The sequence below is a fragment of the Phyllobacterium sp. GQ127 genome, assembly GCF_059758635.1.
On record NZ_JCAXDZ010000003.1, the window covers coordinates 361838 to 387446 of the forward strand.

A 25609-nucleotide genomic window follows, 5' to 3' on the forward strand; every position below is an offset into this window, starting at 1 on the left:
GCACATCTGCGACGGAACGCCTTCGTTAGATATCATTTGCTGTATTTACGCAGCAATTTGCATGGTGATAATGAAATCAAATGCCTTCCCCCGGGAAGGTTTCCGGGTGGAGGCCCGTCAGATCAGTTTGGAGGAAATGAATGTCCGAGAAGGTATATCCCGTGCTGGCCAGCGCGAAGAAGAACGCGCTTATCGACAATGATACCTATCTCAGCTGGTACAAGCAGAGCATCAAGGATCCGGAGAAATTCTGGGGCAAGCATGGCAAGCGTATCGACTGGTTCAAGCCTTACACGAAAGTCAAGAATACTTCATTTTCCGGAAAAGTCTCGATCAAATGGTTTGAGGATGGCGTCACCAACGTTGCCTATAATTGTATTGACCGGCACCTGAAAAAGCGCGGCGATCAGGTTGCGATCATCTGGGAAGGCGATAATCCCTATCTCGACAAGAAAATCACATATAACGAACTTTACGATCAGGTTTGCCGGCTCGCCAATGTTATGAAAAAGCACGGCGTCAAGAAGGGCGACCGGGTTACCATCTACATGCCGATGATCCCCGAGGCCTCCTATGCGATGCTGGCCTGCGCGCGTATCGGCGCTGTTCATTCCGTGGTCTTTGGCGGCTTCTCACCTGACGCTCTGGCCGGGCGTATCATCGACTGCGAATCGACATTTGTCATCACCGCCGATGAGGGTATGCGGGGCGGCAAGCCAATCCCGCTCAAAGACAATACGGATAAGGCGATCGACATTGCTGCCAAGCATCACGTTATGGTCAAGAACGTATTGGTGGTCCGCCGTACCGGCGGCAAGACGACTTGGGCGACCAGCCGTGACCTTTGGTATCACGAGGAAATCGCCTCGGTGAAAGGCGAGTGCAAACCGGAAAAGATGAAGGCGGAAGATCCACTTTTCATTCTTTATACGTCAGGCTCGACGGGCAAGCCGAAAGGGGTTCTGCATACCACAGGCGGCTATCTCGTCTACGCGTCCATGACGCATGAATATGTCTTCGATTATCATGAGGGCGATATTTACTGGTGCACCGCCGATGTTGGCTGGGTTACGGGCCATTCCTATATCGTCTATGGCCCGCTTGCCAATGGCGCGACCACCCTCATGTTTGAAGGCGTTCCCAACTATCCTTCCGTATCGCGTTTCTGGGAAGTTATCGACAAGCACAAGGTCAATATTTTCTACACGGCCCCAACCGCCTTGCGCGCCTTGATGGGCGCAGGTGATGAGCCTGTCAAGAAGACGTCGCGCAAATCCCTGCGCGTTCTGGGTTCCGTCGGCGAGCCGATCAATCCGGAAGCATGGGAATGGTATTATCAGGTAGTGGGCGAGAAGCGTTCGCCTATTGTCGATACCTGGTGGCAGACCGAAACCGGCGGCATCTTGATTACTCCGCTTCCCGGTGCAACGGCCCTCAAGCCCGGTTCTGCAACGCGTCCGTTCTTCGGCGTCCAGCCACAATTGGTCGATAATGAAGGCGATGTTGTTGAGGGCGCAGCCGATGGCAATCTGTGCATTACCGATTCATGGCCGGGTCAAATGCGCACCCTTTATGGAGATCACAAACGTTTCATCGAAGCCTATTTCTCCACCTATAAGGGCAAGTACTTTACCGGAGACGGCTGTCGCCGCGACAAGGATGGTTATTACTGGATCACAGGCCGTGTTGATGATGTTCTCAACGTGTCCGGCCACCGCATGGGTACGGCAGAAGTTGAGTCGGCACTGGTCTCGCATGATACGGTGTCGGAAGCGGCAGTTGTTGGCTATCCGCACGATCTGAAGGGCCAAGGCATCTATTGCTATGTGACCTTGATGGCTGGCCTTGAAGGGTCGGATGAATTGCGCAAGGAACTCGTCACCCATGTGCGCAAAGAAATCGGCCCTATCGCTTCGCCGGACAAAATCCAGTTTGCGCCGGGCCTGCCGAAAACACGTTCCGGCAAGATCATGCGCCGTATTTTGCGCAAGATCGCCGAGGATGATTTCGGCTCACTTGGCGATACGTCGACACTCGCCGATCCGGCAGTTGTCGATGATCTGATTGCCAATCGCCAGAACAAGAAGGGCTAGGCTGCAGGAATTATCGTGCGTGGTTCGCCCTTCGACAAGCTCAGGAGGGCAAACCACGCATTGTGCGTTTTGCAGCAATTCGCATACAAATTCCTTGAACCAATCAGCAGCCGATCTGCCGCCTGATCTCGTCAACTTGTTCTTTCGAATGACAGATATTCTCACAGGGAATGCCGTCATCATCAGCATCGGCACGGGCATATCCATCGCACCATATCTGCACGGCCTCCTCGCAGGAGTTGACCTGTTTGCAAGTTGTTCTGGCAGACAGCACCAACCAGGGGGATTGCTGTGGTTTTGCAGTCGTTTGTAAAATCGGGGCTGGGAGCGCGCCGGTCGTAGTTACGACTGAACAAGCGACTCCGATGAACACACAGGCAAAACTCGGCAGGCGCATGAATACCCCAAAAAATGGTTCTCATGCCACGATACAACCAGAAGTAGATTTGTCTATCCTACCTTCTATTTATATAAATCAGCCCGCGTTTGCGGCACGGCTGATATCCCGCGCTTGCGTCTGGATGCCAATGTCTGGTTGATCTGTACGGTCCCGCGTTCGAATGCCAGTGCGCAGCCGGTTAGGTAAAGCAGCCAGAGTCGGGCTTTGGGTGCACCTACTTCGGCAATTGCTTCATCAAAGCGCGCATGCAGCCGGTCAGCCCATATGCGACAGGTTTTGCCATAATGTTCGCGCAGATTTTCCGCATCATGCACTTCGAAACCATGACCTTCAAGGTTCTCGACAGTCATGCCAAGATGATCGAGTTCGCCGCCCGGGAAAATATACTTCACCAGCGCCAGATGCTCTGCACTCTTGCGACCGAAGGCTTTTTTATTGCGCTTCATGCGACGGGTGATCGCGTGGTGCAAATAAAGCCCGCCCGGCTTCAAAAGCCTGTGCACGCTCGAATAATAAGTATCGTAATGCGCGATACCAACCGCTTCGAACATGCCGATAGACGAGATTTTGTCAAAGCGCATTTGCGGGTCCTTTGCCAATTCCTCATAGGATTTGACATGGATCGTAATCTTGTCCTCAAGACCTTCCGCCTTGATCCGTTCCCGCGCCAGCGCCGTCTGCGCCTCTGAGAGGGAAACACCTGTGCCGGTAATACCATAATGTTTGGCCGCATAGATCAGCATGGCACCCCAGCCGCAACCAATATCCAAAAGCCGCTCTCCGGGCTTCAGGCGCAGCTTGCGGCAGATCAGTTCGAGCTTATCCGCTTGCGCCTGATCGATAGTGTTGTTCCAGTCCGTGAAATAGGCACAGGTATAGACCATGCGATCATCGAGGAAGAGCTGATAGAATGCGTTCGAGACATCATAGTGATGTGTGATCGCCTCTTTATTCGAGCCACTGACATAGGGATTTTTGCCACCGAGGCCGGATGATCCGCTCTTGCCGCCGCTCAAAAGCAGCGCAGGAATGTCCTTTAACAATTGCCATTTCGGCAATGCCTTGATCTTCTCTTTCAGCTTGCCCTTTGGCCCGCGCTCGACAAGATCGAACAATGTGCCATTCTTTACATCGATCTGACCGGAAACCCACAATTCGACAATGGAACCAATGTTCGGCTTGAGTGCCAGCTGGCGCACGGTCATCGGGTCATTGATCACCAGCACAGGCCCGTCAGCACTATCGCCAATACGGGTGCCATCCCACAGTTCGACCGAAAATTGCGGTTCGATCAGATCAATCACGGTGCGGATAATTCGCGCTGCCCGGTGCTCAGCTGCCATTTCTTGCCTCCAGGCACTGAAACAGTGCTTGCATAAATACGAAACCTGATTTGCTCTAAGCAGGTTTCTGAAAACTGTCCAACGGTTTTGCGGTAAAATCCTCGACAAAGAAGCTTGCAGAAAGCCCATTTGCAATCGAACCGGCGCACACGGATGATTTTTCTCTTGAAATCCGCCAAAAGCCACCCCATTCTCTTCGTGTGTTCAACGAACGTAAAGGAGGTGATCCGATGTCTAGTGATTTCGATATGTGCCACAAGGCGTCTGATGCTACTCTGCGGAGATCATCTCTCCGTTGAAAACAGCAGCCCGGTCGCGACCGGGTATAGGCCCTTAGGCCAGACGGAATTACGGGGCCATCCTTCAAGGGTGGCCCTTTCCTTTTGGGGTTGTTGCGGGCGTTCCTTATAGCGCAGATTTGTTGACATGGGCGGTGAGCCCGACATTGAGCGCCTTCAAAACTGCAAGTGTTGTTTCAAGGGTAGGATTGCCATTTTCGCTCAAGGAACGATAAAGCTGCTCGCGCGCAAGTCCCGTCTCCCTGGATATTCCAGTCATCCCTTTTGCTCGCGCGACGACGCCGAGAGCATGCGCGATATAGGCAGCATCATTTGTGTCCAATGCCTCCGTCATAAAAACAGCAACCGCTTGATCGGAAGTAATATCTTCTGCAGGATCATAGTCGTAAAGTTTTTCGGCCATTTATTCGCTCCACTCTTCTGCAAGACGCTTCGCCATTTTGATGTCTCGTGCCTGAGTACTTTTATCGCCACCACACAACAGAATGACAATCACGTCGCCTCTACGCTGGAAATAAATCCGATATCCCGGCACTTCATGGATGCGCAGTTCACTAACACCTTGGCCTACCGGTGCTACATCACCAAAATGGCCAAAAGAAAGACGGTCGAGTCGAGAGGATATCAATGAGCGTACTCTTGGATTTTTAAGACCCAATCGCCATTTTCTGAAGGTATTTGTCTGCTTCAACTTCATGGTATTGAATTTTTTAAATTACATATTGTCAATATAAGATCACTGTAATCGGATACCTGTTTAAACGACACCAACTCGCGATTGCAGAGGAAGTGCTTTGCTTCCGATTTTAATAATGATACCACCTGATTTGCCTGAAAATGGTGCATCTCGCCTTTTAAAAAGGCATTCCCTTTTGAAAGACTGAACAATGTCGGTGGTTACAACTCAAGAAGCCGTGCCGCAGCATGCATGGCGTGATGAAATTGTGGCGATGCTCACCTTGAGTTGGCCCATCATCCTGACCAATGTCGCGCAGGTCGCGATGACCGCCACCGACGTGATGATGCTAGGCTGGCTGGGTCCGCATGCGCTGGCTGCAGGTGCTCTTGGTACAAATCTCTATTACGTGCCGATGATTTTCGGTCTGGGCCTCATGACGGCAACAACGCCAATGATCGCACGCGAGCTTGGGCGTAACCGGTTTACGGTGCGGGAAATCCGTCGCACCGTACGGCAGGGTTTGTGGATCGGCGTCACCATTTCCATACCGATCTGGCTTGTTCTGTGGAACGCAACACCCATTCTTCTGGCAATGGGACAGGATGCCGATTTGGCTCAGGAAGCCGGCACTTATGTTCGGGCGCTGCAATGGGCCGTGCTGCCATTCTATTTCTATATCGTCTTGCGCTCATTCATGGCCGCATTGGAGCGTCCCGGCTGGGCGTTGGTCATCGCCTTCCTGGCCGTTGGTTTTAACGCGGTGGCAAACTATGCCCTAATTTTCGGCCATTTCGGATTTCCCAAGATGGGCATTATCGGTTCAGGAATAGCGACTGCTCTCTCCTCGGTCCTGATGTTTTCCGGCCTTGTGGCCGTTATTTCGCTTGATCGGCGGTTCCGGCGCTATCGGCTTTTTGGTCGCTTTTGGCGCGCCGACTGGCCGCGTTATGCGCAATTGATGCGATTGGGCCTGCCGATTGCTGCGATCCTGAGCTTTGAAGTTACAATCTTCAATGCTGCCGCTTTCCTCATGGGCATTATCGGGCCAAGCTCCCTTGCTGCGCATGCCATCGCCATTCAGATCGCATCCATAAGTTTCATGGTCCCGCTTGGCTTTGGGCAAGCGGCCACCGTGCGGGTCGGCCGTGCCTATGGCGCGCAGGATTCCGACGGAATTAAAAGAGCCGGCTGGGTCGCCTTCACTGCCGGTACAGGTTTCATGGCGCTTACCGCCCTGTTGATGATACTGGCACCTTTACAACTCATCCGCGCCTTCATCGATATTCATAATCCGGCAAATGCCGAAGTGATTGGTTTGGCCATATCATTTCTGGCTCTGGCCGCCCTGTTCCAGATTTTCGATGGCGCGCAGGCGGTTGCCAGCGGCATGTTGCGCGGTCTGCATGATACGACTATTCCGATGGTCTATGCCGCGATTGCCTATTGGGGGATTGGCCTGCCCCTATCCGTAGCCTTTGCCTTCTGGCTAGGCATGCAGGGCGTTGGAATCTGGCTAGGCCTTTTGAGCGGCTTGGCTGCCGCTTCTGTGCTGCTGCTGGGTCGCTGGCTAAGACGAGAGAAGCTCGGGATCGAGATTATCCGCTAGCATCGGACCGAAAACTGGAATCCCGGTTTTCGAGTAATCCGATGCTAAAACAAAAGGATAGATCGCCATCTTGCGCCCGTGAGGGCGCCCGGCGATCTAAAAATCGATTGTCCGGCCTTTGATCTCCCAATCGCCAAATCGGGCGGGGTCCTTACCACCTCGTCCGCCGATTTCGCGGGGCTGATCAGATGCAGCTTTTTCCGCCGCATGCCGCGCTTCAGCTTCCTTTAATGCCCGTTGCGCTGCCGGTGGCAATTGGTCAAAACTTGGACGCGGGCGCTGGTCGTCATTATCGGCCTGCGGCGGCGTGGATGACTGTTCACCAAAATTGGACGGGGTCATGTTATACTCATTCCGAATATACTGATCATTGAAGCTTGCGATGCGAAACCCCATCATATAGGCGGAATAAACGCAATAAAAGGAATAACCTTGACTATCCTGCTGTTACTGGAAGAGAGACTTCTATCATGAACGTAATGCGCACAGGCATGCTCCTCGCCTTCATGACAGCGCTCTTCATGGGCGTAGGGTTTCTCATCGGAGGAACCGGCGGCATGATGATCGCCTTTGTTGTAGCTGCGGTCATGAACCTTTTCAGCTATTGGAATTCCGACAAGATGGTGTTGCGGATGCACCATGCTGTCGAGGTCGATGAGGCGAATGCGCCCGAATATTACGGGATCGTGCGCGATCTTGCAGCCAACGCCAATCTGCCCATGCCAAAGGTTTACCTGATCCAGAATGCGCAGCCCAACGCATTCGCGACCGGGCGCAATCCTGAAAATGCCGCTGTTGCCGCCAGTACCGGTCTTCTGCAAGCCCTGTCCCCGCAGGAAGTCGCAGCGGTCATGGCACATGAACTGGCCCATGTGGAACATCGCGACACACTGATAATGACCATCACGGCTACGCTGGCTGGTGCCATTTCCATGCTTGGCAATTTCGCCATGTTCTTTGGCGGCAACCGCCAGAACAATAATCCTGTCGGGTTTATCGGTATTATTATCGCCATGATTGTTGCGCCCTTTGCTGCAATGATTGTTCAGATGGCCATAAGCCGGACCCGCGAATACGCGGCCGACCGGCGCGGAGCGCAGATTTGCGGCAATCCTCTGTGGCTTGCTTCTGCGCTGAACAAGATCGCGCGTGGCGCAAAACAAATCGTCAATGAGGATGCTGAGCGCAATCCTGCCTCCGCCCCATTGTTCATCATCAATCCCTTGAGTGGTCGCGGCGCGGATAGTCTGTTTTCAACCCATCCGGCCACGGAAAATCGTATTGCAGCGCTGGAAGCCATGGTGCAGGAATTTCGCCAGGCTCAACCGGCGCCGCAGCAGGGACGTCCCGTTCAAGCTCCCGCAGAAGACGAAGTGGAGGACGACCGCCCTTCGCCCTGGGGCCGCAATGGCGGTGGGCGTAAAGGCCCATGGGCATGAGTGTGGAGCACGGTACGAAACGGCCATTCGGTAAAAAGCCAAAAGATTATATCGACGCTGAAGACCGTCCGGGTCTTGCTGCCCGGCAATGCGCGACGCGGCTTCTAGGGGCTGTGATTGAAAAACATACGTCGCTGGACGGGCTGACCGATAATCATAATGGCCATCCGCAATATATGGAGCTTGAAGACCGGGACCGTTCGCTTGTGCGGGCGATTCTCGGTGCTGCCTTGCGTAACCGCGGCACGATCGAGACAGCGATCGGTCAGATGATCGACCGGCCATTACCTGAAAATGCCGTGGCCTTGAAACAGCTGCTCCACGTTGCAGCAGCCCAGATTCTTTATCTGGATATTCCCGATCGCGCTGCCGTCGATCTTGCGGTGACCGCTGCGAATAATGATCCGCGCAATCGCCGTTTTGCCTCAATGGTCAATGCCGTTTTGCGCCGCCTGTCCCGTGAGAAAGATACATTCAAAGCGGGCGCCAGCAATGTGCCAGAATGGTTCGAAGAGACACTTATTTCCGCCTATGGCAAGGATAAGGCGAAAGCCATTCTCGACATCCAGGCGAAGGAGCCTCCCATCGATCTGACGGTCAAGGGTGACCCCGCGGAGTGGGCGGAAAAGCTAGGTGGCATTGCTCTGCCCACAGGCTCAGTGCGGCTTGGTACCGTTGAGGGCTCGCTGACCGAACTTCCCGGTTTTACGGATGGCGATTGGTGGGTGCAGGACACCGCAGCCAGCCTTCCCGCCAAGCTCTTTGGCGATATTAAAGGCCAACGCGTTGCTGACCTTTGTGCAGCGCCCGGCGGCAAGACAGCACAATTGGCCCATGCAGGCGCTAATGTTACCGCACTGGACCTTTCTGCCAATCGACTGAAGCGTCTGCGCGGCAATCTTGAGCGTTTGGGCCTCGCGGCTGAAACTGTTGAGGCCAATCTTTCTGCTTATAATCCCGCAGAACCATTCGACGCCATTCTTCTTGATGCCCCGTGCTCTTCGACAGGCACAGTTCGCAGGCATCCGGATGTGCCTTGGACGAAAACGCCGGAGGATGTGCGCAAGCTTGCCAATCTTCAGGCGAGACTGCTTGACCATGCGGTGACCATTGTTCGTCCGGGCGGGATTGTGGTGTTTTCCAATTGCTCGCTCGACCCGCTTGAGGGTGAAACTGTTTCCCGTGATCTTCTTGCAAAGAACCCCGCCATTGAACTCGTGCCCGTAACGAAAGATGAGGTCGGCGGCCTTGCGGAATTGATCACGGCGGAGGGATTCGTCCGCTCGACGCCAGCGGACCTGCCCAACGAAAATCCCGCCCTTTCCGGCATGGACGGCTTCTTTGCAGCACGTTTTCGCCGAAAATACTAAAATTTTAACTCTTCTGGCAGCATAATTGCTGACTGTCGGCAAATTCGAAGCAATAACAATATGGTCGCGTTGAGCGAAACACCGCAACTATGGGGACTTGCAACAGCGCAGCTTTGGCGCCGTTTCCGCAGACGTGTGCGTATGGGCCCGCTTTACCGCTGGCGTTTTACCGGCTTTACGCCCGAGCGTGTGCTCATAGCACCGCAAGATTTACGCCCTGCCGATCCGCAGCTCGCCGAAGAGTTTTACCATGGCCGTTTCGCGCTTGCTGGCCGCGTGGTCGAAACCGGCGGACGCTCGCCCTTCCTTGTCGAGCCACCCAATGCCGCCTGGCAAGCTGCGCTGCATAATTTCGGCTGGCTCCGCAATCTGCGTGCAGCAGGTACAGAACTTGCAACCGCAAATGCCCGCGCGCTTCTCGGTGACTGGATCACCACCCATGGCCGCTCAATCAGCGGACCTGCCTGGGCACCCGAGGTCACGGCCCAGCGCATCATAGCCTGGCTGCAGCACTCCAACCTTATTCTGGCCGGTGCAGAACTTCGCACCTATCGCCAATTTATGCGCTCACTTGCCATGCAGGTGCGTTATCTGCGCACCATGGCCGCCGTTATGGATGATGGCGAAGAAAAGCTGCGTGCGCGCATCGCCTTGGCTCTTGCCGCTCTGGCCCTGCCCGTCTCTTCAAGCACCAGCCGCTCGGCTCGCCGCAATCTGGAATTGGAACTTGTTCGGCAGATATTACCCGATGGCGGCCATATCTCGCGCAATCCGCTGGCGATTCTGGAATTGCTGGCCGATCTGCTGCCCCTGCGCCAAACCTATGCCAGCGGGCAGGAAGCGCCGCCTAAAGCGCTCATCGAAGCAATCGAGCGCATGCTGCCTGCATTGCGCTTCTTCCGTCATCATGATGGTAGCCTGGCGCTCTTCAATGGCGTTGGCGCGACCATGCCGGAACGGGTAATCGCCGTGTTACGGCACGACGACATTGGCGGCCTCCCGCTTATACATGCCGCTCATTCCGGTTACGAACGTCTTTCCATGGATTCGACAACCATCATTGCCGATACTGGCCTTGCACCGCCCGTTACGGCATCACGTGACGCACATGCGGGTTGCCTTTCCTTTGAAATGTCCTCCGGGCGCAGCCGCTATATCGTAAATGCCGGTGTAGACCGTTACGGACCGGCGGAGTTCCGGCCCTTGGCACGCTCCACCGCAGCGCATTCGACAGCAACGATCAACGACACATCGTCCTGCCGCTTCAGCAACACATCCGGCCTTTCGACGATGATCGGCACGCCCATCATTGCGGGCCCGAGCAAGGTCAATATTGAGCGGATTGAAAAACCGGGCGTGATTGGCTTTGTTGCAAATCACAATGGCTATGTTCGACCCTTTGGCATTTACCACGAGCGCCAGATTGTTCTGTCGCACAATGGCAGCGTGATCGAAGGTATCGACAGTTTCTTTGCTGCCGGACGCAATCCCTTGCGCCATACCGGAGCAGAAGAAATCGTCATCCGTTTTCATCTGCATCCATCCGTGAATGTCAGCGTGGATGATCACGGCCTGATTGTGCTGCAAGCCGATAATGACGACATCTGGATGTTCTCATCGACAATCCAGCCCTTCGTCGAAGATTCGCTGTTCTTTGCCGGTTTTCGCGGGCCCGTGAAAACCCGGCAGATCACGCTTTCAGTCAACGCTGCCAATCGCCCGGAAGTTGAATGGCAATTTACCCGCACGACCCTCGGTGTTTACGGCTGATCCGAATTCACCGAATCTTGTATGAGCAAGAGGCGACAAATGCCCGCTGATCGGCTATACGGAACTTAACGCCATCGCCGCATTTTCCGGCACAATCCCATTCTCAGATATATTATCAGGAGCCGATCATGGAGTATCGTCAGCTTGGCCGTTCCGGTCTTAAAGTATCCTCGCTCAGCCTCGGAACCATGACTTTTGGCGGCAAAGGCAATTTTGCCAAAACCGGCGACACGGATATTGAGCGTGCAAGGCGACAGGTCGATATGGCCCTTGATGCAGGCATCAATCTGTTCGATACCGCTGATATCTATTCGAACGGTGCATCCGAGGAAATCCTTGGCCAAGCTTTAAAGGGCAAGCGCGATAGGGTTCTTGTTGCGACCAAGGCGCGTTTCCGCATGGGCGAGGAAATCAACGATGCGGGCCTGTCGCGCTATCATCTTATCCGTGCTGCCGAAGTGAGCCTGAAGCGTCTCGGCACAGATCACATTGATCTTTACCAACTCCACCAGTGGGACGGTATGACACCGCTCGACGAGACCCTCGAAGCACTGGACACACTCGTTCGTTCGGGCAAGGTTCGTTATGTTGGTGTCTCAAACTTCTCTGCGTGGCATCTGATGAAGGCGATGGGCGTTGCCGCACTGGAAAAATTCATCGCGCCGGTTAGTCAGCAAATTCACTACAGTCTCGAATCGCGAGACGCAGAATATGAACTGATCCCAGCCACACTCGATCAGCAGCTTGGTGTACTCGTTTGGAGCCCGCTCGCCGGAGGATTGCTTTCGGGCAAGTATCGCCGCGGCACTCCTACGCCGGAAGGTACGCGTCAGCTTGCCAATTGGGGGGAACCACCTATCCGCGACGAGGAACGCCTTTATGATATTATTGAAGTGCTGATTGGCATTGCTGAAGCCCATAAGGTTTCGGCGGCGCAGGTAGCACTCGCATGGCTTCTTGGTCGCAAGGGGGTGACATCTCTCATTATCGGCGCAAGAACGGACGCGCAGCTCGCAGATAATCTTAAAGCTGCCGACCTGGTGTTGACAGCCGATGAGCGCGCAAACCTCGACAGAGTAAGCCAGCCACCATTGATCTATCCTTATTGGCATCAGGCACGCACTGCATCTGATCGCCTTTCTGCGGCAGATCTATCCCTCATCGAACCTTACCTCAGCAAGTAAAAAGGTCCGGCGGAGGGAGGCCACCGGCAGAGAGAACATAATGGCCTATTCAAACAAGCCCGCCGATCAATCTGATAAATCGGAAGTGGCAGCGGCAGAGCCCAACGACTTGTCGCCTGCTCTGACCTTCCTGTTTGCCTTCGCCTGCGGGGCGATGGTTGGAAACATCTACTATGCTCAAGCACTGATCGGACTGATCAGCGACGATCTCAATCTGCACGGAGGGATGGCGGGCTTCATCGTTACGGTAACCCAGCTCGGTTATGGCGCGGGGCTTCTGCTGCTCGTCTCGCTCGCGGATCTGTTCGAAAACCGGCGTCTCGTGCTGCTCACTCTCGGTGGCACGGCGCTGGGTCTTGCAGGCGCTGCAGTGTCCGGCTCTGCAACCACCTTTCTTATTTCATCCTTCGCCATCGGCTTTTTCGCCTGTGGTGCGCAGGTGCTTGTGCCCTTTGCCTCCCATCTTGTTCCTGCTGCCTCGCGCGGCAGGACTATCGGCAACGTGATGGCGGGCCTTTTGACCGGCATCATGTTGGCGCGGCCACTGGCCAATCTGGTAGCGTCGGAATTTGGCTGGCGCGCCATCTTCTGGATATCGGCAGCCGCAATGCTGGCAGTACTTGTGCTCCTGCGTATTGCCCTGCCGCAACGCCAGCCGCAGGGTAGAATGCGCTATGGTGCGATCATCAAATCCATGTGGCACCTTTTGATCACGACACCAGCCTTGCAGCGGCGCGCCTTTTACCAAGGGATCATTTTCGCCAGCTTCAACTTGTTCTGGACTGGCATTCCGCTGCTTCTGAGCGAACAGTTCGGGTATAGTCAGCGCCAGATTGCTTTGTTTGCATTGGCAGGCGCAGCCGGTGCTCTTGCCGCGCCCATTGCTGGCAGGCTGGCAGATCGTGGCTATACCCGCCAAGGTACAGCTATCGCGATGGTAACGCTGACCCTGTGGTTTTTGATTGCCGGCTGGGCAGGCACTGCCATCTCAATTGCCGCATTGGTACTTTGCGCGATTTTCATCGACAGTGCAGTTCAGACCAACCAGATTCTTAGTCAGCGCATTATCTTTTCATTGAATGACGCGGCACGCGGACGGCTCAATGCGGTCTATATGACCATCGTCTTTCTGCTTGGCTCGAGCGGATCAGCGATTGCCGCCGCCAGCTATTTTTATGGCGGCTGGTGGGCAACCTGCCTGACCGGTGCAATCATGGGGCTTATCGTTCTCGGGGCCTTCGCTACAGAAAAAGCCTCCAAATCACCCGTGTGAACTTGTGCAAAAAGGTAGGATTCCGGCTCGGCCTGTGCTAACGGCCAAGCCAATCCATTGACCCCTACGAAATTTAAGGACGAATCCATGGCCGTCGCCGCGAAATCTTTTCCCGCTCCCAATCTCCATCCGGTCAAGCGGGCGCTTATTTCCGTTTCCGACAAGACAGGCCTGACTGCGCTGGCTCATGCGCTGCATCGTCATGGCGTCGAGATCCTCTCGACTGGCGGCACATCCAAGGCGATTGCCGCCGAAGGCATTCCGGTACGTGATGTTTCCGATATTACTGATTTTCCCGAAATCATGGATGGCCGCGTCAAGACATTGCATCCCAAGGTGCATGGCGGCCTGCTTGCGGTGCGCGATGATCCCGAGCATGTCGAGGCGATGAAGGCCCACGGCATTGGCGAAATCGATCTCGTGATTATCAATCTTTACCCATTCGAAGAAGTCCGCCACTCCGGTGCCGACTATGCCAATATCGTGGAAAATATCGACATTGGCGGCCCTGCGATGATCCGCGCCGCCGCCAAGAACCATGCCTATGTCGGCGTTGTTACCGAAACCGGCGATTATGACATGGTCATTGCAATGCTGGACAAGCATGACGGTTCGCTGCCCTATTCTTTCCGCCAGAGCCTTGCTGCCAAGGCCTATGCGCGCACAGCCACCTATGATGCAGCCATTTCCGGCTGGTTTGCCGAAGCGCTGATGACGGAAACACCATCACGCCGCGCGATCGGCGGGCATCTCCATTCGGTCATGCGTTACGGCGAAAACCCACATCAATCGGCTGGTTTTTATCTCACCGGCGAAAAGCGCCCGGGCGTCGCCACGGCCACCCAGCTACAGGGCAAGCAGCTCTCCTATAACAATATCAATGATACCGACGCGGCCTTTGAACTGGTTGCCGAGTTTGATCCCGCCCGTACATCCGCCGTTGCCATCATCAAACATGCAAATCCATGCGGCGTGGCTGAAGGCGCGACCTTGAAGGAGGCCTATCTGAAGGCCCTCGCCTGCGATCCGGTTTCCGCATTTGGCGGCATTGTCGCGCTCAACAAGACGCTGGATGCGGATGCCGCTGAAGAGATCGTCAAGACATTCACCGAGGTCATTATCGCCCCTGATGCGACGCCCGAAGCGCAGGGCATTGTTGCGGCCAAGAAAAACCTGCGGCTGCTTGTGACAGGCGGCCTGCCTGATCCGCGCGCTGGCGGTATCAGTGCAAAGACGGTCGCAGGCGGCCTTCTGGTTCAGTCCCGCGACAGTGGCGTTGTTGACGATTTGGATTTAAAAGTCGTCACCAAGCGCGCGCCGACCGAGGCTGAAATGTCCGATCTCAAGCTCGCCTTCCGTATCGCCAAACATGTAAAGTCCAACGCAATTGTTTATGTCAAGGATGGTGCAGCGGTCGGTATCGGCGCCGGTCAGATGAGCCGCGTGGACAGCGCCCGCATCGCTGCCCGCAAGGCGGAAGATGCTGCCGAGGCTGCAGGCCATACAACGCCACTTACAAAAGGCTCAGTCGTTGCGTCAGACGCTTTCTTCCCCTTTGCCGATGGTTTGCTTTCCGCTGTCGCGGCTGGTGCAACGGCTGTCATTCAGCCCGGCGGTTCAATGCGCGATGATGAGGTGATCGCCGCTGCAGATGAACATGGCATCGCCATGGTCTTTACCGGCATGCGCCATTTCAGACACTGATCTTTGCGGCTGGATATGGCGTTCTTGCAAGGATCGCCAGACCGATGAGCAAAAAGATCATGATCATCGCCATGCCAAGGCGTGGCGATCCGCTGAGAACCGTTACGGTCGCTACTATGAAGGGCGCTAGAAAGCTTGTCGCCCTTCCTGACAATGCATAAAGGCCGAAATACCGTCCCGCTTCGTCAGCGGAAATACTGCGCGCCATATAGGAGCGCGATGAAGCCTGCACCGGCCCGAATGCGATGCCTATCAGCAACCCAAAACCGATATAGGCTTTTTCCGCTGGCGTACCGAACAGGCCACCAGTGTCAACACCAGGCAATTGCAGCAAGCCAAAAAGCGTATAGCCGGGTCCGGTCGAAACAATCCCAAGCGTCGCGATGGTAAGCGAGATTAGCGATGCGATGACCACGGTTTTTGACCCGAACACTGTGTCAAACTTGCTGGCGACAAGGCAGCCGAAAATAGCCACGACATTCAGGATAATCCCGAAAATCCCGATCTCCGCTGTTACCCAGCCAAACATCGTTGCAGCGAAGGCCCCGCCAAGGGCAATCAGCGCATTAACGCCGTCCTGATAGATCATGCGCCCGACGAGAAAGCGCACGATACCCGGCCTCTGCCTTGCTTCCTTCAAGGTGGATTTCAGTTCGCTCAGGCCAGCGCGCACGGCCCTGCCCGCTGGCAAGCCCTTCAGGGAATCCGGCGTAAAGAAAAACATGGGCAGGATAAAAATCAGATACCAGAGCGCCGCCAAGGGGCCGGTGGCCCGATCCCCTTCGGAAAGACTTGGATCAAGCCCGAAAATAGGGCTCGCCCCGAGAAGGGTCTTTCCCGTTTCCGGGGAGGCAGCCATGAAAGCCACGACAAAGATCAGCACAATCATCCCGCCAAGATAGCCAAGACCCCAGGCAATATTGGAAATACGGCCAATGTCTTTTTGCGTCACCAGGCGCGGCATCATGGAATCGTTGAACACGATGGAAAATTCGGCGGCAATGGAGGCCAGAGAAAAGAAAAACAGCGGTGCTATCAGTCCCGAACCCGGCTCTGCAAACCATAGCATGCATAGTGACAGGATTTTAACGGCAGCGAAAAAGCCGATCCAGGGTTTGCGCCGTCCGGTCTGATCCGCAATTGAACCGAGGACCGGCGATAATATGGCGATGAACAGGCCGGAAATAGCGATGCCATAACCCCATGCTGCCTGCCCCATTGCAGGATCGACAGCCATGCGCGAAACGAAATAAGGCCCGAAGATAAAGGTCGTTACAACTGTGAAAAAAGGCTGCGCCGCCCAGTCGAAAAACATCCAACCCCAGATACCGCGTTTTGGTGCTTGTTCCATGCAGACTCCAGTGATCGGAAGATCAACTTCGCAAATCTATGGCACTGGTTATCTCTCCCCTTGCGGGAGAGATAGGATTTTCCTGGATTTAGCCTCTTTGTTAAATCCTTGGAAAATCCAAGTGAGGGGATAGTTCGATGGACACAATCCCCTCACTTGTAATTTCTAGCACTTAGCAAGAGCTAAGATGCGGAAATCACATTCTCCCCCACAAAGGGGGAGATAGCCACCTCCAAATCACGACAAATCAGACAGCAGCCCCGCTGCGACAGCCAGACGTGACACGGTAAGATCACCGGTTTCGACGATATTTGCCATGCGCTGGCGCACTTCATCCAAACGTGAACCCCGGCTTGCCAGCCATTCCTTGGCTGGGTCGGCCTTCTTGCCATGCTGGGTCAGTGCTGACACCGCAATGCCCCGCCGCGCCTGACTGATCAGATCTGTGGCCCGGGCAAGCGCCAGACCATCATAATAATCAGCAACAGATACGCTGCGTGCAGCATCCTCGATGCGGCCAATACGGAACGCTTCCGAAATATCGAAATAGGCTTTGGCCGCGGCGGCAATATCGACATTGGCCGCCTGCGCCACCGCTGCGATATCCGGGATGATCGGCGCAATTTCCAGACGCGCCATCTGTTCCGCAAGCGCCTGCGGCGCACCAAGCGCAACATTATTGGCCGTATCTTCGCGAATGAGTGCCATCATCGTTACTGGCAGAAGCTTGTCGAGCCGCGGCAGCAGCGCATTGCGACCAGCCTTGATCTCGGCAATAGCGCCTCCAAGGTCGGCACTCTTGCGATTGCGCAAAACCCAGGCTGTCGTCCAGTTCAACATCTGCGCAACCTTGGCGTAAAGCCCGTTCTGCACATCGCCCGGCATGAGATTATCCAGGCGATCAATCGCGTCGAACAGGCCGTCCACTTCAAAACCATCGCGAACGATGACATAGGCACGAACGATTTCCGGCCCCGATTGGCCGGTCAGGTCCGAAAGCCGGCTGACAAAGGTCGGTCCGCCCCGATTGATCACATCATTGGCGAGCTGCGTTGCAATGATTTCCCGGCGCAGGCGATGCGTACGTATTTCGTCGGCAAAACCTTCCTTCATCTGGATGGGGAAATACTCCATCAGCTCGCGCTCAAAATAGGGATCATCCGGAAGATCGCTGGCCAGAAGCTGGTCCGAAAGCACGATCTTGGCATAAGCCAACAGCACGCCAAGCTCGGCGCGGGTTAGCGGAATGCCTTCGATCTGGCGTTCCTGCAATGCCTTGTCTTCCGGCAAGGTTTCCACCTTGCGGTTGAGCAGCTTTTGCGCTTCCAGATCGGTGATAAAACGGGCCTGATAGGCAAGATCCACAATACCACGCCGCTGTGCCAGCGAAAGCGCGAGTGTTTGCAGGTAATTATTACGCAGCACCAGAGAACCGACCTCATTGGTCATGGATTCCAGCACCTTATCGCGCTTGTCACGCTTCAGCTTGCCGCTGCGCATGGCCTGCGCCAATGCAATCTTGATATTGACCTCAACGTCCGACGTATTGACGCCGGCAGAATTATCGATGGCGTCTGAATTGCAGCGGCCGCCCAAAAGGCCAAACTCGATACGTGCTTTCTGGGTAACGCCGAGATTGGCACCTTCGCCGATAACCTTGGCCCGAACATCGCTGCCGGTAATGCGGATGGCATCATTGGAACGATCGCCAGCTTCCGCATCGGTTTCGAGCGAGGAGCGGACATAGGTGCCGATACCGCCAAACCAGAGCAAATCAACCGGCGCTTTAAGGATAGCCGTCATGATTTCAAATGGTGTCGCTGTGGTCTTGCCAAGTCCAATGGCTTTCGCCGCTTCCTTGGAAAGCGTAATGGACTTTTGCGAACGCGAGAATACACCGCCGCCAGCGGAAATCTTCGACTTGTCGAAATCCTGCCAGCTGGAACGCGGCAGATTAAACAGGCGCTGCCGCTCCTTCAGCGTTGCTTTTACATTCGGTTCCGGATCGATGAAGATATCGCGGTGATCGAAGGCGGCAATCAGCTTTGTCTGTGGCGACAGCAGCATGCCATTGCCAAACACATCGCCCGACATATCGCCGACACCCACAACCGTGAATGGCGTGGTCTGGATATCAGTGCCGATTTCACGGAAATGGCGCTTGACCGCTTCCCAGGCACCGCGCGCGGTAATACCCATTTTCTTATGATCGTAGCCGACAGAGCCGCCAGAGGCGAAAGCATCGTCCAGCCAGAAATCATGGGCTTGACTGATTGCATTTGCCGTATCGGAGAAAGTTGCCGTGCCCTTATCGGCAGCAACGACGAAATAGGGATCATCGCCATCAAGCCGGATGACATTTTCCGGCGGTACGACAGTTTCGCCCTGCAGATTATCGGTCACGGAAAGCAATGTCGAAATGAAGGTAATATAGGCCGCGCGCCCTGCTTCGAAGATCGCATTGCGGTCGCTTCCTGTCGGCAGACGCTTCGGATAAAAACCGCCCTTGGCACCAACCGGCACGATGACGGCATTCTTGACCTGCTGCGCCTTGACCAGTCCGAGAACCTCGGTGCGATAATCCTGAGCGCGATCCGACCAGCGCAGACCGCCACGAGCAACCGGGCCAAAGCGCAGGTGCACACCCTCGACCTCGGGGCCGTAAACGAAAATCTCGCGATAAGGCCGCGGCGCAGGCAATTCATCCAGAGCCCGTGGATCAAGCTTGAAGGCCAGGGTGACGCGTTCGCTGCCATTTTCTTCCGGCGCAAAGGCATTGGTGCGCAATGTCGATTCAATCAGGTTGAGGAATCGCCGCAAAATGCGATCATCGTCAAGGCTCGGCACACCCTGCAAGCCTTCTTCGATAGCAGCACGAAGCTTTTGCTGCGCCGATTGGGATTTTGTTGCTCCGGCCTTGTTTTTCGCAGGATTGAAGCGTTGGTCGAACAAACCAAAAATCTGCTTGGCAATAGCCGGATAACGGTTCAGCGTTGCTGCAATGAAATCTTGGGAATAGGGAATGCCGGCCTGCTGCAAATAGCGGCCATAGGCACGCAGGATGATGATCTGGCGCGATGAAAGCTGTCCCGTGAGTGCCAGCGCGTTATAGCCGTCATTGTCCGAGGCACCATCCCAGATACTGCGGAAAACCTCCTCAAACAGATCCCCATCATCAGCAAGATCGATTGGGATTTCAGATGTGCTGGTCAGTTCCATATCATGGACAAAGAGCGGGCTGCCATCGGCTGCGGGCAGAGCGAAAGTCTGCTCGCTGATGACGCGAAAGCCCATATTCTCAAGAAGAGGCACGCGCTGCGAAAGCGCAACCGCCGAACCATAATGATAGATCTTCAAGGAAGCGGCGCCCGGACCATCGGTGCGATGGCGATAAAAATCCACGAACAGCGGATTGTTGCGTGTCAGCCCGGCAATACGCCCGGCATCGACAAGCGCTTCTTCCGGTGAAAAGTTTTCACGGTAGCTGTCAGGGAAGGCCGCAGCCAGAGTGGTAAATTCCGCCGCGCCAGTGCGGTCGCCAACCTCGGCAACAGCATCCTCCCAGGTGCGGACGATAGCGCGGACATTTTCTTCCAGCACCTCGCGTTTGACCTTGGGGAAGTCATTTTCCGCATGACCTATGATAAAGTGGACGCGGGCCAGATTGCCTTCCGGAAAAGCCGGATAATAAGCCGACACATGCCCATCATAGACCGCGGCAAAATAGGACCCCATCTTTTCGCGGACAACAGAATCGTAGCGTTCACGGGGGACATAGACAATGATCGAGGCGAATCGGCCAAACGGATCAATGCGTGGCAGAACACGCACGCGCGGCCGCTCTCCCAGAGCAAGAATGATCTCGGCATTTCGGGTCAGTGTCTTGACGTCGATCTGGAAAAGATCGTCGCGTGGATAGCCCTCAAGAACCTTGATCAGCTGCTTGCCGGAATGATCTTCCCGGTTGAAACCAAGGCGGCTGATAACGCTTTCGGTCTTCGAGCGCAGATAGGGGATTTTCAGCACGGAGCGGGTGTAAGCACCAGAGGTAAACAGGCCGACAAAGCGCAACTCGCCGCTGACCTTGCCTTCCGCATCATAGGTTTTGACGCCAATATAATCCATATAACCACGGCGATGCACCAGCGACTTCGTATTTGCCTTGGTGACAATCAGCGGCTCAGGGCCGGTGAGAAAGGCAATGATCTGCGGCGTGGTGGTTACGCCCTGATTGCCACGCTTGAGCACGCGAACATCCGGATCGCGTAAAATGCCAAGGCCAGGCTTGCCCGAACGTTCCAGCTCGCCCTGGCTGCCATCGCCCTGATAATCATATTCGCGGACACCCAGAAAGGTGAAATTATTGTCGCGTAACCATTCGAGAAATTCGACCGCCTCATCGCAGGCGGCTTTCTTCATCGGCGTTTTGCCCGTCTTGTAAGCCTCGATTGCATCGTCAAGACGAGCCGCCATCGCGCCGCGATCATTGACCGCTTCCCGGACCTGCTTGAGCACAAGATTAAGCGCAGCCAGCATGATCTCACGCGCTGGAGCGTCCAGCGCAGGCACATGGATCTGCATCACCGAGACGCGAGCTTCGTCCTTGCCGGGCTTATCGGGACCAGCGGCACCGATAACGGCACCGCTCTTCTTGTCCACATCCATCACCGGATGCAGCACCAGATAAACAGAGCTGACCCTCTCGCTGATCTCGCCAAGGACAGAGTCGAGCAGGAAGGGCATATTGTCATTGATCAGTGTGATGACGGTGATCGGGCGGCCATCACGGGAAACAGCACTTCCATCGGAAATATCTATGAGGGGTTTGCCCGACTTGAAGCGCCTCAGCGCATCTTCTGCCAGCTTTGCAGAAGCTGTCAGAGCACCCGCATCATAGACCGCCAGATCCTCTTCCGGAGCGCGCACAAACAGCAGTTCCTCGAAGAGCCGGACCTTGTTTTTGGCGTTTGCAGACTTTGCAGTTTTCGACGTCGGTGCGGATTTCTTCGCGGAATTTTCGCTGGAAACCATAAAATACCCCCCTGAATTCTCAAAACTGGCTAATCATAGCTATTAAATAAGGCTTTTCGACCTCAAATTGCATGCAAACGTGAAAATAGCGTGACACGCAAGAATATTACAATTCGACGAGATGATCATCGAGTTCATTGACATCTTCATGACCAATCGGGAAATGTTCCTCCAGCAGCAAACCGGCTCTCTCAATCGCCTGAAGAAATCCTGATGCAACTTCGCCTTTTTTTGCGTGATCCGTAAGCAGGCTGACAATCCCGTTCCACTCTTCCTGTCCAACCTTGGCATTGATTCCGGCATCGGCAATCACTTCCGCATAGCGCTCGGCCTGTGAAACAAACAGCAATATGCCGGTTCGCTCCGTTGTCAGGTGAACATTGCGCGCAAGAAACTGCTGAACGGCATTTTGATGCGCGCGGCGATATCGGACCTGCCGCGGCACGAGCAGCATCGTTATGCCGGGCACAAGCCAAAGCACCAGCACTGCGGTCAGGAATGCGGCAAGAATGGCAAGGCCAAATGTCGGTAGCGGTATGATGAACCAGTACCAATGTGCGGCAAGCGCGACGATCACGGCGGCGAGTAAAATACCGCATGCGGCAGTAAAACCGGCAACGAAGAAGTAGCTGTCGCTCCGCCGTGCAACCACGGCATAGATCTCGCCGCTCGTGCGACTTTCAGCAGACCGGATCGCCTCGGCAATACGTTTGTGATCAATGTCTGTGATTAAGGCCAATCTACCAGCTCCCCGATGCGCCGCCGCCGCCGGAAGAACCGCCGCCGCCCGAAAATCCACCACCACCGCCACCGGACGACCAGCCACCACCACCGGAAGACCAACCCCCGCTGCCGCCACCGCCATTGCGCCTTGATGGCCTTGTATCGATATTCATTCCGAGCCAGCGATATTGGCCGGGTCCGATCTTTTGCCCGAAAACCGGGGCCAATACCGCCATGCCGAAACCGCCGAAGAAAATGATGACCCATACCGTGATGAAGATCACCATGAACCAGTCGATATCGGTATTGGGCTCTTTGATATTGCGCTTGGCGCGAGCCTCAAGCTCGGCTGAATCACCGGAAAGAACCTGGACTATATCATTGACACCGCGCGCTATTCCCCCGGAATAATCACCGGACCGAAAACCGGGAATAATGCTGTTCTCAATTATGAGCTTTGACAGCAGGTCGGTCAGCGTGCCTTCAAGACCATAGCCGACCTCTATCCTGACCTTGCGGTCATTCGGGGCAACGACGAGCAAGACGCCGTTATTTTCCTGCTTCTGTCCGAGTGCCCAATGGCGATAAAGCCGGTTGGAGTAGGATTCAATATCTTGACCATCGAGATCAGGCACTGTCACGACGACGACCTGATCTGAGGATTTCGTTTCAAACGCTTCCAGCTGGCGTGTTATCGCTTCGCGAGTTTCAGGCTCGATGACATTTGCACCGTCAACAACACGGCCGGTCAGCGCTGGCAGCTCCGCTGCAAAGGCATGAACGGAAAAGACAGCCAGCAGAACAAGAGCCAGCCAAAGGCGGCTGGCACCGGCAGCTATCGGACGCATTGCTCTCACATCAAATGCCTAGAATTTCACCTGAGGCGTCTGCTTCGCCGAATCTTCGATGTTGAAAGTCTGATAAGGCTCATTGCCGGTAAACCATATCCACGCCCAGATCATTGTCGGCATGGTTTTCAGCGCCGTATTATAGACTCGCACCGCTTCGATATAATCGCGCCGCGCAACGGCAATGCGGTTTTCCGTACCCTCAAGCTGCGATTGCAGGGCCAGGAAGTTCTGGTTGGATTTCAGGTCAGGATAGTTCTCGACCACCGCCAGTAGGCGCGACAGCGCGCCGGTCAGCTGAGCCTGATTCTCCTGGAATACTTTCATCGCATTGGGATCGGTCAATGTCTCCGGGGACACCTGGACCGAAGTCGCTTTGGCACGCGCCTCCACCACGGAGGTCAGCACGTCCTTTTCCTGAGCGGCATAACCTTTGACGGTTTCCACGAGATTGGGGATCAGATCGGCTCGGCGTTGATATTGGTTCAGGACATCGCTCCATGCTGCCTTGGCGCGTTCTTCATTGGTCGGGATCGTGTTGAATCCGCAGGCCGATAGCAGCGGGACAAGCAAGGCCAGTGCCAAGACGGAAAGAACCCGTCCCATTTTGCGACGGGGTGCCAGCGATGAGCTCATATACAGCATAGTCCACTCTCCAATTTCTACTCGTCCCCAAGCGGCCATGACCGCATATGTGCGAGCCTAGCCATTTTTTATTCCAAAAGGAACTGGCAAAGCGCTATGCTGAGTGTGAAGCAACGGGGCCACCATGACAGGCAGCAAAAAAGACAATCAGCAGGGCAAGGAAGCGCAGCGTATACTGCAACGTGTAGGAGATGAAACCGTTTCAAGCGGCCTTTCATTTACTGATCGCACCAAAGGCCATTTTTCGGCCAAGGACGCCGATGCTTCCGACCCTATCGAGGTTCTCGGCACACGCATTGGCAGGGCTTTGGGATTGCTTGTCGTCATTGCCATGTTTATCTGGTTTTTGATCTCGTTCTTCGGCTAGTAAAATGGACCGCCTAGGCCGCCTTTTCCCAACTCGCGCATGAGTACCCAATGAATAATCCCGCTATATCTTCCAATGCCGTCATCGTCATTTCCAGTCATGTGGTGCGCGGCTCGGTGGGCAATCGCGCTGCTGTTTTTGCGCTGGAGACACTGGGGCATCCCGTTTGGGCCGTCCCGACCGTCATCCTGCCATGGCATCCGGGACATGGCCCGGCCAAGCGGATTGTGCCGCCTGCCGAACAGTTCGACGACCTGATTGCAGATCTTGAACGCGCGCCTTGGCTCGGCGAAATAACCGGCATCATGAGTGGTTATCTTGGCAATGCTGCGCAGGCCTCTTCCGTGGCCCGTCTTGTCAAAACCATCAAGGAAAAAAACAAGAAAGTACTTTATCTTTGTGATCCCGTGATCGGTGATGAAAAAGGCCTCTATGTTCCCGAGGCGACAGCAATCGCTATTAGAGACGAACTTATGCCGCTGGCCGATATCTCGACGCCCAATCGGTTTGAGCTTGCGTGGCTGGCCGGAGCCGATCTGCCTGATAACAAGGCTGTCATGCAGGCAGCGCTTCACGCGGGTCCCGCCACAATGCTTGTCACGTCAGCCCATCCCATGCTGGCAGGCGGAACAGGTAATCTTCTGATCAATCACACGCTCGCGCTTCTTGCCGAGCATCGCCTCGTCACCGGGCCGACCAATGGCCTGGGTGATCTGACTTCTGCCTTGTTCCTTGCCCGCATGCTTTCAGGAATCGAATTGGAACAGGTGCTGCAACGAACCACCGCCTCTGTTTTTGAGATCATGGCGCGATCTGCCAAGCGCGGCGCGGACGAACTCATGCTCGAAGCCGATGCCTCGAGCCTCTCTACACCAATGGCAATGGTGCAAATGCGCCGTTTGACTCATCCTACCAAGGGCATCAGGGCCTGAAGTCATGACAATCGTGCTGAAGAAATTCACAGCAGCACATGCTGATGATGTGGAGGCAATTGACGGGTCATTTCATATTAAGTCCCGCCTATTGCTTTCATCGAGCCAAAACATCGTTGACTTTACGGTTGTTCCTGCAGAGCCGCGCGTAAAACGCTACGAGCATGACAACCCTGACGATCTCGCCAGCTATATTGGAGCCGAAACCAAGGTTGCCATCATTGCCTATAACAATCAGCGGCCGGCGGGCCTGCTTCTCGTCAGCGAGAATTGGAACGGCTATGCGATTATTGACAGTATCAAGGTGGATATAAGCCACCGCAAGGCTGGTATCGGGCGAATGCTGCTTGACGCGGCAATGGAATGGGCAAGGTCACGCAACCTTTCCGGAATTATGCTCGAAACCCAGGATAACAATGTTGATGCCTGCCTTTTCTACCAGCGTTACGGCTTTATCCTGCGTGGTTTCGACACAGGCATTTACTCCGCTATTCCTGCTACCCACGATGAAACAGCATTATTCTGGTATCTGTTGTTCTAGCACCCAGCCGC

20 protein-coding genes are annotated in these 25609 nt (G+C 55.0%); 11 read left to right on the top strand and 9 right to left on the bottom strand.

Features of this window, described 5'->3' with window-relative positions; all coding sequences use genetic code 11:
- Positions 1-140 precede the first annotated feature (140 nt).
- A complete protein-coding gene (acs, locus tag AC6CHM_RS13775) occupies positions 141-2093 on the top strand; it encodes an acetate--CoA ligase (RefSeq protein ID WP_115054350.1) in 1953 nt (650 codons plus the stop codon).
- A 462-nt stretch (positions 2094-2555) separates the two neighbouring features.
- On the opposite strand, the gene AC6CHM_RS13780 is transcribed toward acs, so the two are convergent.
- The 3 genes from AC6CHM_RS13780 to AC6CHM_RS13790 all read right to left on the bottom strand — a co-directional run bounded on the left by AC6CHM_RS13780 (position 2556) and on the right by AC6CHM_RS13790 (position 4832).
- The gene (locus AC6CHM_RS13780) at positions 2556-3836 is read right to left on the bottom strand and encodes a class I SAM-dependent methyltransferase (protein ID WP_336440407.1); all 1281 of its coding nucleotides are present in this window, start codon (positions 3834-3836) and stop codon (positions 2556-2558) included.
- Positions 3837-4241: 405 nt separating this feature from the next.
- The gene (locus AC6CHM_RS13785; RefSeq protein ID WP_336440406.1) at positions 4242-4538 is read right to left on the bottom strand and encodes an addiction module antidote protein; all 297 of its coding nucleotides are present in this window, start codon (positions 4536-4538) and stop codon (positions 4242-4244) included.
- A complete protein-coding gene (locus AC6CHM_RS13790) occupies positions 4539-4832 on the bottom strand; it encodes a type II toxin-antitoxin system RelE/ParE family toxin (protein WP_498173538.1) in 294 nt (97 codons plus the stop codon). It lies immediately after the preceding gene.
- 190 nt (positions 4833-5022) lie between these two features.
- Between AC6CHM_RS13790 and AC6CHM_RS13795 the strand changes: the two genes are divergently transcribed.
- Positions 5023-6420 (top strand): MATE family efflux transporter, encoded by a 1398-nt coding sequence (locus AC6CHM_RS13795; RefSeq protein WP_115054355.1) that lies wholly within the window; start codon positions 5023-5025, stop codon positions 6418-6420.
- 96 nt (positions 6421-6516) lie between these two features.
- On the opposite strand, the gene AC6CHM_RS13800 is transcribed toward AC6CHM_RS13795, so the two are convergent.
- Positions 6517-6762: a DUF1674 domain-containing protein gene (locus AC6CHM_RS13800; RefSeq protein ID WP_115054356.1), complete on the bottom strand. Its 246-nt coding sequence runs from the start codon at positions 6760-6762 to the stop codon at positions 6517-6519.
- A gap of 128 nt (positions 6763-6890) precedes the next feature.
- Between AC6CHM_RS13800 and htpX the strand changes: the two genes are divergently transcribed.
- From htpX to purH, 6 genes are all read left to right on the top strand, one after another.
- Positions 6891-7859, top strand: coding sequence for a zinc metalloprotease HtpX (gene htpX / locus AC6CHM_RS13805; RefSeq protein ID WP_115054357.1), 969 nt, complete (start codon positions 6891-6893; stop codon positions 7857-7859).
- Positions 7856-9229: an RsmB/NOP family class I SAM-dependent RNA methyltransferase gene (locus AC6CHM_RS13810; protein WP_498173541.1), complete on the top strand. Its 1374-nt coding sequence runs from the start codon at positions 7856-7858 to the stop codon at positions 9227-9229. The genes htpX and AC6CHM_RS13810 overlap by 4 nt, the downstream gene beginning before the upstream one ends.
- A 60-nt stretch (positions 9230-9289) precedes the next feature.
- A complete protein-coding gene (locus AC6CHM_RS13815) occupies positions 9290-10999 on the top strand; it encodes a heparinase II/III family protein (RefSeq protein ID WP_498173542.1) in 1710 nt (569 codons plus the stop codon).
- Between the two features lie 128 nt (positions 11000-11127).
- A complete protein-coding gene (locus tag AC6CHM_RS13820) occupies positions 11128-12183 on the top strand; it encodes an aldo/keto reductase (RefSeq protein WP_498173543.1) in 1056 nt (351 codons plus the stop codon).
- A gap of 40 nt (positions 12184-12223) precedes the next feature.
- Complete coding sequence (locus tag AC6CHM_RS13825) at positions 12224-13456, top strand: MFS transporter (RefSeq protein ID WP_498173544.1); 1233 nt, start codon at positions 12224-12226, stop codon at positions 13454-13456.
- An 87-nt stretch (positions 13457-13543) separates the two neighbouring features.
- On the top strand, positions 13544-15160 hold the full coding sequence (gene purH, locus AC6CHM_RS13830) for a bifunctional phosphoribosylaminoimidazolecarboxamide formyltransferase/IMP cyclohydrolase (protein WP_307281147.1): 1617 nt from the start codon (positions 13544-13546) through the stop codon (positions 15158-15160).
- Here purH and AC6CHM_RS13835 read toward each other — a convergent pair.
- The 5 genes from AC6CHM_RS13835 to AC6CHM_RS13855 all read right to left on the bottom strand — a co-directional run bounded on the left by AC6CHM_RS13835 (position 15150) and on the right by AC6CHM_RS13855 (position 23749).
- Entirely contained in the window at positions 15150-16511 is a 1362-nt protein-coding gene (locus AC6CHM_RS13835; protein ID WP_498173545.1) for an MFS transporter, read from the bottom strand. The two genes, purH and AC6CHM_RS13835, sit on opposite strands and share 11 nt — an antisense overlap.
- Positions 16512-16748: 237 nt before the next feature.
- The gene (locus tag AC6CHM_RS13840) at positions 16749-21542 is read right to left on the bottom strand and encodes an NAD-glutamate dehydrogenase (protein ID WP_498173546.1); all 4794 of its coding nucleotides are present in this window, start codon (positions 21540-21542) and stop codon (positions 16749-16751) included.
- 106 nt (positions 21543-21648) lie between these two features.
- Complete coding sequence (locus AC6CHM_RS13845; RefSeq protein ID WP_115054364.1) at positions 21649-22281, bottom strand: TPM domain-containing protein; 633 nt, start codon at positions 22279-22281, stop codon at positions 21649-21651.
- Between the two features lies 1 nt (position 22282).
- A complete protein-coding gene (locus AC6CHM_RS13850) occupies positions 22283-23113 on the bottom strand; it encodes a TPM domain-containing protein (protein WP_307281159.1) in 831 nt (276 codons plus the stop codon).
- Between the two features lie 18 nt (positions 23114-23131).
- Positions 23132-23749, bottom strand: a complete 618-nt coding sequence (locus AC6CHM_RS13855) for a LemA family protein (protein ID WP_115054774.1) — start codon at positions 23747-23749, stop codon at positions 23132-23134.
- 133 nt (positions 23750-23882) lie between these two features.
- Here AC6CHM_RS13855 and AC6CHM_RS13860 point away from each other — a divergent pair, with 133 nt between their 5' ends.
- Genes AC6CHM_RS13860 through AC6CHM_RS13870 form a run of 3 tightly spaced genes read left to right on the top strand, consistent with a single transcriptional unit; the run spans position 23883 to position 25598 of the window.
- The gene (locus tag AC6CHM_RS13860; RefSeq protein WP_115054366.1) at positions 23883-24125 is read left to right on the top strand and encodes a hypothetical protein; all 243 of its coding nucleotides are present in this window, start codon (positions 23883-23885) and stop codon (positions 24123-24125) included.
- A 50-nt stretch (positions 24126-24175) separates the two neighbouring features.
- On the top strand, positions 24176-25057 hold the full coding sequence (pdxY, locus tag AC6CHM_RS13865) for a pyridoxal kinase PdxY (RefSeq protein WP_115054367.1): 882 nt from the start codon (positions 24176-24178) through the stop codon (positions 25055-25057).
- Positions 25058-25061: 4 nt separating this feature from the next.
- On the top strand, positions 25062-25598 hold the full coding sequence (locus tag AC6CHM_RS13870; protein ID WP_498173547.1) for a GNAT family N-acetyltransferase: 537 nt from the start codon (positions 25062-25064) through the stop codon (positions 25596-25598).
- The last annotated feature ends 11 nt before the right edge of the window (positions 25599-25609 follow it).

Excerpts from the sequence above, each read along its gene's own strand:
- acs (WP_115054350.1), top strand. The coding sequence starts at position 141 with ATGTCCGAGAAGGTATATCCCGTGCTGGCCAGCGCGAAGAAGAACGCG.
- AC6CHM_RS13780 (WP_336440407.1), bottom strand. The coding sequence starts at position 3,836 with ATGGCAGCTGAGCACCGGGCAGCGCGAATTATCCGCACCGTGATTGAT.
- AC6CHM_RS13785 (WP_336440406.1), bottom strand. The coding sequence starts at position 4,538 with ATGGCCGAAAAACTTTACGACTATGATCCTGCAGAAGATATTACTTCC.
- AC6CHM_RS13790 (WP_498173538.1), bottom strand. The coding sequence starts at position 4,832 with ATGAAGTTGAAGCAGACAAATACCTTCAGAAAATGGCGATTGGGTCTT.
- AC6CHM_RS13795 (WP_115054355.1), top strand. The coding sequence starts at position 5,023 with ATGTCGGTGGTTACAACTCAAGAAGCCGTGCCGCAGCATGCATGGCGT.
- AC6CHM_RS13800 (WP_115054356.1), bottom strand. The coding sequence starts at position 6,762 with ATGACCCCGTCCAATTTTGGTGAACAGTCATCCACGCCGCCGCAGGCC.
- htpX (WP_115054357.1), top strand. The coding sequence starts at position 6,891 with ATGAACGTAATGCGCACAGGCATGCTCCTCGCCTTCATGACAGCGCTC.
- AC6CHM_RS13810 (WP_498173541.1), top strand. The coding sequence starts at position 7,856 with ATGAGTGTGGAGCACGGTACGAAACGGCCATTCGGTAAAAAGCCAAAA.
- AC6CHM_RS13815 (WP_498173542.1), top strand. The coding sequence starts at position 9,290 with ATGGTCGCGTTGAGCGAAACACCGCAACTATGGGGACTTGCAACAGCG.
- AC6CHM_RS13820 (WP_498173543.1), top strand. The coding sequence starts at position 11,128 with ATGGAGTATCGTCAGCTTGGCCGTTCCGGTCTTAAAGTATCCTCGCTC.
- AC6CHM_RS13825 (WP_498173544.1), top strand. The coding sequence starts at position 12,224 with ATGGCCTATTCAAACAAGCCCGCCGATCAATCTGATAAATCGGAAGTG.
- purH (WP_307281147.1), top strand. The coding sequence starts at position 13,544 with ATGGCCGTCGCCGCGAAATCTTTTCCCGCTCCCAATCTCCATCCGGTC.
- AC6CHM_RS13835 (WP_498173545.1), bottom strand. The coding sequence starts at position 16,511 with ATGGAACAAGCACCAAAACGCGGTATCTGGGGTTGGATGTTTTTCGAC.
- AC6CHM_RS13840 (WP_498173546.1), bottom strand. The coding sequence starts at position 21,542 with ATGGTTTCCAGCGAAAATTCCGCGAAGAAATCCGCACCGACGTCGAAA.
- AC6CHM_RS13850 (WP_307281159.1), bottom strand. The coding sequence starts at position 23,113 with ATGCGTCCGATAGCTGCCGGTGCCAGCCGCCTTTGGCTGGCTCTTGTT.
- AC6CHM_RS13855 (WP_115054774.1), bottom strand. The coding sequence starts at position 23,749 with ATGAGCTCATCGCTGGCACCCCGTCGCAAAATGGGACGGGTTCTTTCC.
- AC6CHM_RS13860 (WP_115054366.1), top strand. The coding sequence starts at position 23,883 with ATGACAGGCAGCAAAAAAGACAATCAGCAGGGCAAGGAAGCGCAGCGT.
- pdxY (WP_115054367.1), top strand. The coding sequence starts at position 24,176 with ATGAATAATCCCGCTATATCTTCCAATGCCGTCATCGTCATTTCCAGT.
- AC6CHM_RS13870 (WP_498173547.1), top strand. The coding sequence starts at position 25,062 with ATGACAATCGTGCTGAAGAAATTCACAGCAGCACATGCTGATGATGTG.